This window comes from Bradyrhizobium jicamae (assembly GCF_001440395.1).
Taxonomy (GTDB): domain Bacteria; phylum Pseudomonadota; class Alphaproteobacteria; order Rhizobiales; family Xanthobacteraceae; genus Bradyrhizobium; species Bradyrhizobium jicamae.
Genome location: NZ_LLXZ01000134.1, coordinates 1 through 11858, shown reverse-complemented (window position 1 = coordinate 11858; position 11858 = coordinate 1). Strand labels below are relative to the sequence as shown.

At 58.5% G+C, this 11858-nt stretch carries 10 protein-coding genes and 1 pseudogene; 5 read left to right on the top strand and 6 right to left on the bottom strand.

Translation table 11 applies throughout. From position 1 onward, the window contains the following. A pseudogene (locus tag CQ12_RS45700) lies at positions 1–381 on the top strand (hypothetical protein); the annotation flags it as partial. Positions 382–942: 561 nt separating this feature from the next. On the opposite strand, the gene CQ12_RS22030 reads toward CQ12_RS45700, so the two are convergent. From CQ12_RS22030 to CQ12_RS22005, 6 genes are all read right to left on the bottom strand, one after another. After that, positions 943–2337, bottom strand: a complete 1395-nt coding sequence (locus tag CQ12_RS22030) for a WS/DGAT/MGAT family O-acyltransferase (protein WP_057837406.1) — start codon at positions 2335–2337, stop codon at positions 943–945. Between the two features lie 179 nt (positions 2338–2516). Then, positions 2517–3212, bottom strand: coding sequence for an ABC transporter ATP-binding protein (locus CQ12_RS22025; RefSeq protein WP_057837405.1), 696 nt, complete (start codon positions 3210–3212; stop codon positions 2517–2519). Beyond that, positions 3212–3964 carry an ABC transporter ATP-binding protein gene (locus CQ12_RS22020; RefSeq protein WP_057837404.1) on the bottom strand — a complete coding sequence of 251 codons (753 nt, stop codon included), beginning with the start codon at positions 3962–3964 and terminating at the stop codon, positions 3212–3214. The genes CQ12_RS22025 and CQ12_RS22020 overlap by 1 nt, the downstream gene beginning before the upstream one ends. Next, complete coding sequence (locus tag CQ12_RS22015; protein ID WP_057837403.1) at positions 3961–5262, bottom strand: branched-chain amino acid ABC transporter permease; 1302 nt, start codon at positions 5260–5262, stop codon at positions 3961–3963. The genes CQ12_RS22020 and CQ12_RS22015 overlap by 4 nt, the downstream gene beginning before the upstream one ends. Further along, positions 5259–6206 carry a branched-chain amino acid ABC transporter permease gene (locus CQ12_RS22010; RefSeq protein ID WP_057837402.1) on the bottom strand — a complete coding sequence of 316 codons (948 nt, stop codon included), beginning with the start codon at positions 6204–6206 and terminating at the stop codon, positions 5259–5261. Before CQ12_RS22010 ends, CQ12_RS22015 begins: the two co-directional genes overlap by 4 nt. Positions 6207–6279: 73 nt before the next feature. Beyond that, the gene (locus CQ12_RS22005; RefSeq protein ID WP_057837401.1) at positions 6280–7515 is read right to left on the bottom strand and encodes a branched-chain amino acid ABC transporter substrate-binding protein; all 1236 of its coding nucleotides are present in this window, start codon (positions 7513–7515) and stop codon (positions 6280–6282) included. Between the two features lie 487 nt (positions 7516–8002). Here CQ12_RS22005 and CQ12_RS22000 point away from each other — a divergent pair, with 487 nt between their 5' ends. The 4 genes from CQ12_RS22000 (at position 8003) to CQ12_RS44025 (ending at position 11359) form a co-directional block, all read left to right on the top strand. Then, entirely contained in the window at positions 8003–9742 is a 1740-nt protein-coding gene (locus CQ12_RS22000; RefSeq protein WP_057837400.1) for a PHA/PHB synthase family protein, read from the top strand. Positions 9743–9994: 252 nt separating this feature from the next. Continuing rightward, on the top strand, positions 9995–10441 hold the full coding sequence (locus tag CQ12_RS21995; protein ID WP_057837399.1) for a MaoC family dehydratase: 447 nt from the start codon (positions 9995–9997) through the stop codon (positions 10439–10441). Between the two features lie 157 nt (positions 10442–10598). Then, positions 10599–10913, top strand: coding sequence for a cupin domain-containing protein (locus CQ12_RS42565; protein ID WP_083519420.1), 315 nt, complete (start codon positions 10599–10601; stop codon positions 10911–10913). Between the two features lie 254 nt (positions 10914–11167). Next, positions 11168–11359, top strand: a complete 192-nt coding sequence (locus CQ12_RS44025; protein WP_157088391.1) for a hypothetical protein — start codon at positions 11168–11170, stop codon at positions 11357–11359. The last annotated feature ends 499 nt before the right edge of the window (positions 11360–11858 follow it).

Sequence of the window (11858 nt, the reverse complement as noted above, 5' to 3'; positions counted from 1 at the left end):
CCACCGCGAACAGCGACCGCCAAAGGTTCAGCACGATCAGCAGCCGCCAAGAACCCGCCACCGCCTGCCAATGACAAAGACGCGCCGGCACCGGCCGTCGCAAACATTTTGCCCTCGCCGGGCATCGACAACCTTTTGCCCACGCCGCGCATCGGCAAGCCGTCTCCGTCACAGGAGCCCGGTCCCGATGGCTTTACCGCAGGTATCGACGACGGCGAGGAGACGGGCCAGCCTCTGCCCATTAGGCCTCGCCCAGCAAAACAGTCCAAGGTCAGTCAAAAGCCCGATATTGCCGAGAGACCATCGGCGATACGGTCGCTGGGCGATCAAGCAGAAGTTGAGAAACTGAAGCGCAATCTCACGATCTGCCGAGGCTGCTAAAGAGCAAGAACAAAGAGACCGCCCCGAGGCGGTCTCTGCGGCCTATCATTCCGGAAGCGAGCGATGCGTGGCTCACGCCGGTTGGTGCGCACGCCGTCTCACGAGCCAGCCGAGGGAGAGCGCAGCGAGAGCGAAGCTGGATACACCGGCGCCGCTGGTGGGGTCAGGGACAGCTTATGGCTTACCCGATCGTCATGCTCAATATCAGAAGCAAGCCGTACTTTCAGCAAGCTTGACCCGTGCGGGGCCAGCAAATGGAGGCATCTGACTTCTGAATGTCCGCAAGTGGCCCATTTGAGACATGCCGACGCACGGTAACAATGTCCTTTTATAGGGGGAGAGCGGAAGTCGGCGGTACGCAGTCAAACCGACGCGATTGACCCAACCCCGACATTGCATTGCACAGAGAGGCCATACGATATGCTAAGCTAGATGGAGACATTGGAGGTCGAGGATGAGGTGCCTGCGCATATATGCAACGCCTGACGGGGAGTCTTCGGACAAGTAGCGGCGACCTGCAGGCGACAGGCCTCCAATCGGAGGCCGCCCAGCCAGGATAGTTCAGGCCGACCGTCGCGCGGCCTTCGCTTGCTTTATTTCGATCCTTCTGACCTTTGGCTCTTCGCCGCTCGCGGCCTTCTTCAAGCGTTCAAACTCGTTTACCGTAAAATTTACCAGCTTTTCGATGTCTGGAACGGCGGTTCGGCAGGCGATCAGCCCGAAGTCGAGATTGTCCAAATAACTTTGAACGGTGATATTGAGGACGCTGCCATTCGACGGAATCGAGACTGGGAAATAGTTGATCATCCTCGCGCCCGCGCAATAGAGCGTTTCTCTCGGTCCCGGCACGTTCGAAATCAGGACGTTCACGATGGCGGGGAGTTGCTCGGCGAGCTTGGCCTGTCCCATCAATCGTGCCATGCCGGTGATGATGATCGGCGCACCCAGCCAGGTCATGTCGGTCCGGATGACGTCGCGAATATCTTCGAGCCGCTTCTTGGAATCGGTCGATGAGGCGACGATTGCCTCTAGTCGGCGTATCGGATCGGCAATGTCGGTTGCCAGATTGCACAGCATCGCCGTGACTTGGTTGTTCATATCGGCGTTGCCTGCCTTTCGCAGTGAAACTGGCACCGCTGCGATCAGCGGCCCATCGGGAAGCTGGTTCCTTGCTTCCAGGTAGCGCCGCAGGGCGCCCGCACTGACCGTCATGACAACGTCGTTCAGCTTCGACTTTGTCAGCTTGGCGACCGCCTTCGCTTCACGAAGCGAGATGGTGAAAGTTGCAAATGACCGCTGGCTCGATAGCGACGCATTGAAAAGGGTCTTCGGTGCGATCGGAAGCCGGCGAGGTGGGTTCGCCAGATCCTCCGTAACGCGTTGTCCGACTTTCGCGATCGCTTTGCCGATATCGGGCCACGACTGATAAAATTCGCGCTGCTGGGTGAAGAACTTGTCGTAGGAATCGCGGATCAGCTCGAAGAGCTCGGGAGGCCTGCTGTCCCTGGTCGTCGGGGAGGGCAGTTGCACTGGTTCCGGATCGGGGGAGGTGGCGAATATGATAGGAAGCGCAGCCATCCCCGCACCGCCGTCGATGCCGGCGTGGTGCATCTTGATGTAGATCGCGAAGCCGCCGCTCTCCAGGCCCTCGATCACATAATACTGCCAGAGCGGTCGGCTGCGATCGAGCAGGATCATGTGCAGCCGCGCCACCAGGGTCTCGAGCTGCTCGCGTGTTCCCGGCTTCGGCAATGAGACGTGGCGGAAATGATATTCGAGATCGAGATTGTCGTCATGGACCCAGACCGGATGATCGAGCTGGATCGGCGCCAAGGCCAGCTTGCGCTCGAAGAAGGGAACGAGATGAAGCCTGCTCTTGAGATGGTCACGAAACGCCGCGAAAACGTTGGCATTTGAGGGAGGCGGATCGAGTATCGCCAAGCCGGCAACATGCATCGGAGATTCCGGTGTTTCGCCGTAAAGAAAGCTGGCATCGAGAGCTGACAACCTGTCCATGGTATCCTCCGATCGGTTTCCGAGCCTCAAGTGTCCAATCGGGTTCTGCACTCAAGGCGAACTGCTCTCTTCTCCATGATAGTGCCCGGCTCCGATCGTTGATGGCTACCCACGCCCGCTCAAACCTCCAGCCATTCCTTCCGAACCGCGGCGTTCTTCGTCAGATCCGCGGGCGTGCCTTCGAAAACGATGCGACCGTGACCCATCACATAAACGCGGTGCGATATCCGCATGGCGATGGAGAGTTTCTGTTCGACGAGCAGGATAGCCACTCCACGTCGTGCGATTTCTGCGATCAGTTCGCCGACCTGATGAACGATGAGGGGCGCCAAGCCTTCAGTCGGCTCATCGATCATGATCAGTTCGGGGTCACCCATCAGTGTGCGGCACATCGTCAGCATCTGCTTCTCGCCGCCGGACATGACGCCGGCGGCGGTGTCCGCACGTGCCGCCAGATTGGGGAACATCTGCAGCATATCGTCGAGCCGCCATTTGCCAGGCTTTCGCGGGTCCTTGATACCGAGGATCAGATTTTGACGCACGGTTAGGCCTGGAAAAATATCGCGGTGCTCAGGAACGTATCCGAGGCCGAGATGGGCGATGCGAAAGCTTGGTAGTCCGGCAATGTCGGCCCCCTTGAACCTGATGGTTCCCTGGGGCGGTACCTCGCCCATGATCGCCTTGACGGTCGTCGAACGTCCGACGCCGTTCCGACCCAACAGGCTTACGACTTCGCCGGCATCGATCCGCAGATCGACGCCCTGGAGGATATGGCTCTTGCCGTAGTAGGCGTGCAGGTCCGTGACTTCGAGCATCAGGCGGCCTCTTCGCCGAGATAGGCTTCCTTGACCTTCGGATCCGATCGAATCTGCTCCGGCGTTCCGGTCGCAATGATGTGGCCATAGACCAGCACCGAAATTCGGTCGGCCAGTCCGAACACGACGCTCATGTCGTGTTCTACGATGACCAATGTTCGGCCCTCAGTGAGGCGACGAATGAGAGAAACAGCCCGTTCCGTTTCTGCGTGGCTCATGCCTGCGGTCGGCTCGTCGAGCAGGATGACGTCGGCGCCGCCGGCAATGGTGATGCCGATCTCCAACGCGCGCTGTTCGGCATATGTCAGCAGTCCGGCCGGTACGTCGCGGCGTGCAGTAAGCCCGATGTCCGAGAGCACCTGCGCCGTTCGGTCGCGTACCTGCTTCAGATTATCGATGTTCTTCCAGAACGAATAATGATGGCCGTCGGTCCAGAGCACGGCGCAACGCAGATTTTCCCATACGCTCATGTTGGCGAACACATTGGTGACCTGGAAGCTGCGCGACAGGCCGCGGCGGTTGATCTGATAGGGGGGCAGGCCCGAAATCTCCTCTCCGCGCAGCGTCACCGTTCCCGATGTCGGTTTGATGTAGCCGCTGATGAGATTGAACGTTGTCGATTTCCCCGCACCATTGGGGCCGATCAGCGCGTGCCGTTCGCCCTGCGCTACGCTCAAATTCAGGTCGCGGATGATCGAAATATTGCCGAAGCTTTTCTGGACGTCCTTGATTTCAATGGCGGGCGCGGTCATGCGTGGTACCCCCTTTCATGCGCAACCGTCAGCGCGTCGTCCCAGGCGCGCGCAAGCCTGCGCCAGGTCTCTCGCGCAACGACAAATCCGCCGACGATGAGGAACAGGGCTATTATCCACGTGATCGGACTCGATGCATTGAAGCTCATGCCGAAGGCTTTGATATTGGGGTCGTCTCCCGGATTTACGGTGTGATGCACGATCGATTCGATCGCAAGAATGAGGCCTGCGACCAATGCGAGCGTCGGAATCAGCGCGATCAGATAGGACGGCAACACCTTACCCAACGTGCCGCCCCTGAGCAGCGGCCGATGCATCATCAGAAGCCCCGTGATGCCACCGGGCGCAAACGTCACGACCGCTATGAAGAACAGTCCGAAGTAGAGTTGCCAGACCGATGTCAAATCGCTCAGGCTCAGCGACAGAGCTGTAACGAATATCGCCCCGACAATCGGCCCAATAAAGTATCCGACGCCGCCGATATAGGTCGAGAACAGGACGGTGCCGGATTGCACGGCGCCAAGATATGCCGAGTTGGCGATCTCGAAATTGATTGCGGCGAGGGCGCCCGCGACGCCGGCAAAGAAGCCGGCGAAGCAGAAGGCCAGATAGCGAATGACGTGGGGGTCATAGCCAACGAACTGAACGCGCTCCGGATTGTCACGAACGGCATTGCACATGCGGCCGAGTGGCGTGCGCGTCAGCGCGTACATGGCGATGATCGCCAACAACGTCCATGCAGCGACAAGATAGTAGATTTGAATCTGCGGTCCGAAACTCCAGTCGAACAGTCGAAACAATTTGGTTCGATTCGCAGAGATGCCGGCTTCACCCCCGAAGAACGTGCGCAGGATGAGAGCAGACGAGGCGATCAGTTCGGCGACGCCAAGCGAGATCATCGCGAACGCCGTTCCGCTGCGCTGTGTCGATACCCATCCAAGCAGTGCAGCGAAGAACAATCCGGTCAGGCCTCCGACCAGGGGAACCACGGGCAGCGGGATCGGAAGTTTGTTGGCGCCGATGATGTTGATGGCGTGAATCACCAGAAAGCCGCCAAGGCCGTAGTAGACGGCGTGTCCGAATGAAAGCAGTCCGGTCTGGCCGAGCAGGATGTTGTAGGAGAGGGAGAAAATGATGGAGATGCCGATCAGGCTAAAGGTCGTCAGTGCGCCGCCGGAGCCGAAAATCTTCGGCAGCACCAGGAGTAGCAGCGCTACGGCAATCCAGATGCCATAGAATTTCAGCCTTTCGCTGAGGGCCGGATTAGGCGGCGCAACGCTTGAAGCCAATTCGGTCATGTTTCACGTGTCCCCAGCAGACCCATCGGACGGAAGATCAGAATGAGCACCAGCAGCACGTACGGCATGATAGGTGCGACCTGAGCGACGGTTACGCCCCAGATGTCCGACAGCCAGGTTTGCGCATAGTCCGGACCAAGTGGGCCAAATGCGCCGGCAAGTGAACCATTCATCGAGACCGCGAAGGTCTGGACGAGGCCGATCAGCAGCGACGCAACGAAGGCGCCGGGCAGCGAACCGAGACCGCCGACGACCACGACGACGAACAGAATTGGTCCGAGCAGTGCCGCCATGTTCGATTGTGTCACCAGCGCGGGGCCCGCGATCACGCCGGCGACGGCGGCCAGCGCCGTACCGACGCCGAACACCAGCATGAAGATGCGCCCGACATTGTGGCCGAGATGCCCGACCATATGCGGATGGGTGAGGGCTGCCTGAACTATCAGGCCGACGCGCGATTTCTTGAGGACGACAAGCAGGCCAACGAAGATTGCGATCGAAACCAGCAACATGAACATCTTGTAGGCGGGGTAATTGGTCGAGAAGATTCTAAAGGCCGGAAAATCCAGCGACGCCGGAATACGGAAATCGACAGGGCTTTTGCCCCAGATGATCTGGACGATCTCCTCGATCGCGAAGGCCAGGCCGAAGGTAAACAGGAGTTCCGCGACATGACCGTTACGGTGAACCCGTCGCAGCCCAAATCGCTCAACCGCCGCGCCGAGCGCGCCTGCCAGCAATGGAGCGATGAAGAGCGCGGGCCAGAAGCCAACCCATCGGCTGATCTGGAAGCCGAAAAATGCCCCAAGCATATAGAAGCTAGCATGCGCGAAATTGAGGACGCCAAGCATGCTGAAGATGACGGTCAGGCCGCTTGCCATCAAGAATAGCAGCATTCCGAACAGAACGCCGTTCAACGTGGAAATGACGATGAGTTCGAGCACGACACACCATCCCTCAGAGATCAACCTCGCTCCGGCGATCGCCGGAGCGAGGAAGCTTGCGCAGAGACGCCGGTTAGTTCGGGCGCTCCATCTTGCAGGTGGTCGGGAGCATGGTCTGCTCGGGGTCGATCTTTGCAGCTTGCCGCCAGCCCCAACCGGTCTTTTCCTCGTCGAACGGCTCTTTCTCCGTGCGATCGCCGAACGAGGCGATATACATCGGCTGGAAGAACTGGTGGTCGTCCTTGCGCATGATGCCCTTGCCACCACCGTTATAGACGTCGAATTGCATGCCTTCGAGCGCTGCAGCGACCTTGACCGGATCCAGCGACTTGGCCTTTTCCGCCGCGGCCGCAAACATCCGCATCTGGTTCACAGCGCGGGGATAGAACAGGCTGAAGTCATACTTCGCCCGCAGAGCTTTCTCGAAAGCGTCTGCCGACGGATAGCCAAGATTCGGAATCCCCTCGGCGATCTGGAACACCTGATGATTGAGGTTTGCCTGCTTGATCGCGGTGGGGCCGCCGGTGCCGCCCGCATAGTAGGTGTACCAGTTCACCTTTAGTCCGGCGTCGGCACTGGCTTTGAGGAGCAACGCAAAATCCTGCCCCCAATTGCCGGTGATGACGCTGTCGGCGCCGGACGCCTTGATCTTCGCAACGTAAGGTGCGAAGTCGGTGATCTTCAGCAACGGATGCAGTTCGTCGCCGACGATCTGAATGTCCGGCCGCTTCGCCTTCAGCATGGTCTTTGCGGCTGAGCGGACCGACTCGCCGAACGAATAATCCTGGTTGATCAGATATAACTTCTTGATGTCCGCGGCGCTCTTCATGTAGTTCGTGAGCGCTTCCATCTTGATGTCGGAATTTGCATCCCACCGGAAATGCCAGAAGCTGCACTTGGCGTTGGTGAGAACCGGATCTACCGCAGCATAATTGAAATAGAGGATTTCCTTGCCGGGATTGCGTTCGTTGTACTTTGTCACGAAATCCGTCAGCGCGCCGGCAACTGACGACCCGTTGCCCTGGGTGATGTAGCGCACGCCGCCGTCGATCGCCTTCTGCGCCTGAATCAAGCTTTCCTGAGGATTGGTCTTGTTATCGAAGGGAACGATCTCGACCTTCTTGCCGAGGATGCCGCCCTTGGCATTCAACTCTTCAGCGAGAAACTGGAAGGTCTTGTAGCCGACCTCGCCGATGCTGGCACCGCCGCCCGAGAGCGGATCGATGTAGCCGATTTTGACCGTCTCTTGCGCAAGCGCCGTACCGCCGAGCATCGGCAGCAAGGCAGCAACCATCATCCACTGACGCATGGCACCCTCCCTCTTGGGTCGCTCTTTTCGAAGGCGTACGAAATCGCCAACCGCGAGAAACAGACCGGAAGACGAGTGCCTCCTGTTTTGCAAGTGTTGTCCAATAGTCCGGAGGCCGCAAGGGAATAAATCGAACCGGCGTTTGAGGTGTCGAAGTCAGGGCCGGTCGCTAAGGCTGGGATCCCAGAAAGCTGCTGGCGAGAGCGTGCGCTGTTGAGAAGGCGGTCATTTGAACTGCCGGTAATCCGTTAGGCGAAGCCGTCGTTTGGGTATGTTTCAGCCTCCGCCGCAATTTCGTCATCCGTCGCTTCGTGCCGGCCGAAGTGAGTTAGAGAGCATGATAAGCGTGTCGGGGAGAATTCGCTCGCAGCGCGAGACCGAATGGAGAGGTCCTCGGAACTTGGAGTGTCGATTTGGGTTGTGGAATTAACAACGCATGTCAAAAATAGTGGTCATGACAACACTGCTTGTTGATTGTGGAGGTCGTATGGACAGGACCCAGTCGCCCAGCGATCCAACTCAGTATCTCGAAAACCTGATTCACGCGGGCCAGCAATCGATCAAGCAATTCGACGATGCGCTTGCGGCCGCCATGGGAGTGCGCGGTAGTAGTGCGGCGCCAAGCGGCCAAGTCTTCTCACCGTTTGCATTCGCGATGGATATGCAGCGCGAGTACTTCACGCAATTCTGGCGGTTCTGGAACGCTGCCTTCATGGCGGCAATCAGCGGCGGGAAGCGCGCGGTGGTTGAGTCGGCACGCGGCGATAAGCGTTTTAAGGACGACGCCTGGCAGGAGACACCGTTCTACGACCTGCTCAAGCAGTCATACCTGCTGGCCTCGACACAACTGCACGAACTGGTTGATCGCGCGCACGTAGATGACAGAACGAGGCTGCAGCTTCGATTTCATGCACGTCAATTCATTGACGCGATGAGTCCCTCAAATTTCCCTGCCACCAATCCGGAAGTCATACGAAAGGCAATCGAAACTCGCGCGACGAGTCTTTCTGCTGGAATCCAGAATCTGATCGAAGACATTCAAAAGGGGCGGATTACGAGGGTCGACGAATCCGCATTTGAAGTGGGTGGTAACCTCGCGGTTACACCGGGGAACGTCATCTTTGAGAACGAACTGATTCAGCTGATCCAGTACACGCCGCAGACCGCGAACGTAGAAAAGACGCCGCTGCTCATTGTGCCGCCGTGCATCAACAAGTACTACCTTCTCGATCTAGGCGCGGGCAATTCCTTTGTTGAGTATGCCGTAGCTCAGGGCCATCATGTTTTCCTGATTTCCTGGCGGAGCGCGGTTCCCGAGATCGGACATCTTACCTGGGACGACTACCTGACAAAGGGCCCACTGAAGGCGATCGATGTGGTGCGCGACATCGCCAATGTCGAGCGGGTTCACGCGCTCGGTTTCTGCGTTGGAGGAACCATATTGAGCTGCGCAGCGAGCGTACTGGCCGCGCGTGGCGAAGAGAAGCTCACCAGCCTGACGCTGCTTACCACCATGCTCGACTTCGTCGACACCGGCGATATCGGGCTACTGATCGACGAAGGCTCGGTTGCCTTGCGAGAGGTCGCGATCGGAGGGGGCGGCATCCTGTCCGGCAAGGAATTGGCGTTTACGTTCGGAACGCTGCGTGCCAATGACTTGATCTGGCGCTATGTTGTCGACAGTTATCTAAAGGGCACGACGCCGGACGCGTTCGACCTGCTATATTGGGACTCTGACAGCGTCAGTCTCCCGGGCCCGATGTATTGCTGGTACACGCGCAATACCTATCTCGAAAACAAAATCAGAGAGTCTGGCAAGACGACGCAGTGTGGTCTGCCAATCGATCTATCCAGCGTCAAGGTTCCACTCTATGTGCTGGCGTCGCGTGAGGACCATATCGTGCCGTGGCAGAGTGCTTATCGCTCAAAGGATCTGATCGGAACGGACCCGCGCTTCGTACTTGCGGCAAGCGGTCACGTGGCCGGAGTCATCAATCCGCCGGCTCGCAACAAGCGCAGCCATTGGCTAAACAACAATCTGAATTGTGAAGCGAAGGACTGGCTCGAGGGAGCCGAAGAAGAACCGGGAAGCTGGTGGCCCGATTGGGATGCCTGGATGAAGCGGCATTCAAGCGGCACCGTTTCAGCGCCGGTACAGGCGGGCAACGTCAACTATAACGTCATCGAAGCGGCACCAGGCCGCTACGTTAAGCAAAAGTCAAACTGAAGCGATACTTTCGATCGGTTTGGTCTGGGACAATCTCTGCCAAGAGGGTGGGGTGCGCCCGGACTTGAAGCATCGGAAGTTTCGGTAGACCGCTTGCCACCGATTAGAATTGACGTCTGGTGTTGGCACATTGCGTCGATACTGCCATGTCCGCTTTTTGTACCGTATTTGGGGGCTAAGCGGACATAATCTACTCATGAGTACACAGCCTACCGGCGCACGATGCTTCCAGGCACTGTTTTGGAGGATGTCATGATCCAATGGTTCGACGACCTAACAGTCGGCATGCGCTACAAGGGCGGCGAAGCCGAAGTCACAAGAGATGATATCAAGCGTTTCGCCGCCGAGTTCGATCCGCAACCCTTCCATCTTGACGAAGCTGCTGCCGAGAAATCGATGTTCAAGGGTCTGGCAGCCTCGGGCTGGCATACTGCTGCGATCGCGATGCGGCTAGCAGTTGCCCTACGTCCGTTCGGGCCGCATCCGTTGCTGGGTCTCGCCGTCGATGAGCTGCGCTGGCTGGCTCCAGTTCGCCCTGGTGACGTCCTTCGGATCGAGGGCGAGGTCGTCGAACTCACACCATCCCGAACAAAGCCGCAGGGCACCGCGCGCGTCAAATGGACCGTTTACAATCAGAACGACGAACCTGTTCTGACATTCACCCCGACAGTGATCGTCCCTCGCCATCCGAACTCCTAGTTTAGTCGACCACTTTTTTAAGGAGCGGCGCCACCGAACGCCGCAGCAAGCCCATTTGTCCGCAGTTGCGGGTAAAGCGGCCATCCGCCGATGCGCCTGGAAGGTCTCAGATTGACCCCAAGCAGAGTGCGCCAGGAAAGCGGGCAAAGAATAGGAGGTGAAAGTCCCCACGGGCAACCATTTCCCCGCCCAGGAGACGATTGTCAGTGTCGTCGACTTCGCACCCGGTGCGGCCGCTCCATGGCACAAGCACCCCGGTGCGCAGGAATTACTTCACGTGTTCGAAGGAAGCCTTGTCGTGGAAGTCGAAGGAGCAGCCGTGACTCGACTGAACGCCGGAGAAGCAGGAATCATCGCGGCCGATCTCGTCCATCTCGCCCGCAATGAAAGTACCAGCGCAAGCGTCAAGGCATTGGTCGTGCACAGCAGAGCTGATAGGGACAAGCCACTGATTGTCGTCGTGAGGAACTGATGCGATGCTGAGAGGGCGATAGGGTAAGCGCACAATTCAAGGTCCGCGTCAGAGGTCCGTCACGCTTCCAAACATGGCGGATAGCGTTCGCGCATCTGTTGCTACAACTGTACGCACCATCTGACCCGGGGGATGCAGTTCATTCGGAAACAGCGCTGCAACGTGACGTCCGCCTACAATTTCTCGGCAATTGGATCTCCAGAAACGGGTTTTCGGGCTATGAGATAGCGGAGTCTTCTGGTCCCGACATCGCCTTGCTCGACGACATCGAATCCGCTCTGTCCAATGTCGACTGCGACCTTGTCCGGATCGGTATGTCCGTGCCGGTGGAGCTTGAAAGTGCGTTTCTGGCGCGGCGGCTTTGCAAAGTCGACGATCACAGCGCGGCCGCCCGGCTTCAACACGCGGAACGCTTCCCTGCCGGAGGAAGCGGCCCGGAGTTTTGAGCGCGCGTTGCGCGTGAGCCCGGTCGACCCAAACCTGAAGCACTCGCTAACCGGGATAGGGGTGGCTTTCATTGAGCTTCGCCGCTTTGACGAGGCCGTCGTCGCAGGGAAATAGGCTCAACGTCATAACCCCTCCTATGCGGGAGCTTGCTACTGTCTCGCGTCCGCTTTCGCCCATCTCGGACGTGATACCGAAGCGCGTGAGGCGGCGGCGCGTGTGCTTGAGGTCGATCCCGCCTTCACAATATCCGCGAGGATGGGTCGGCGCAGACAAGCACATGCGAAGCTGTTGATCGAGGGGCTTCGGAAAGCGGGGTTGCCGGAATGAACTACGCGCACCCGCGCCGACGCGGTGATCGAACGTTGACCGGTTTTGTGCGGTGCATGAGTCCGTTCATGAGCCGACATGGCAGATCGGTTCACCGACGTCTGCTTTCCGGGGATGGAGCGGACCAAGTTCGGATGGGCTCCGAGCGTCGGCTAATGACCCCAAAGCGAC

Coding starts and splice junctions, on each gene's coding strand:
- CQ12_RS22030 (WP_057837406.1), bottom strand. CDS start 2,337: ATGCATGTTGCCGGCTTGGCGATACTCGATCCGCCTCCCTCAAATGCC.
- CQ12_RS22025 (WP_057837405.1), bottom strand. CDS start 3,212: ATGCTCGAAGTCACGGACCTGCACGCCTACTACGGCAAGAGCCATATC.
- CQ12_RS22020 (WP_057837404.1), bottom strand. CDS start 3,964: ATGACCGCGCCCGCCATTGAAATCAAGGACGTCCAGAAAAGCTTCGGC.
- CQ12_RS22015 (WP_057837403.1), bottom strand. CDS start 5,262: ATGACCGAATTGGCTTCAAGCGTTGCGCCGCCTAATCCGGCCCTCAGC.
- CQ12_RS22005 (WP_057837401.1), bottom strand. CDS start 7,515: ATGCGTCAGTGGATGATGGTTGCTGCCTTGCTGCCGATGCTCGGCGGT.
- CQ12_RS22000 (WP_057837400.1), top strand. CDS start 8,003: ATGGACAGGACCCAGTCGCCCAGCGATCCAACTCAGTATCTCGAAAAC.
- CQ12_RS21995 (WP_057837399.1), top strand. CDS start 9,995: ATGATCCAATGGTTCGACGACCTAACAGTCGGCATGCGCTACAAGGGC.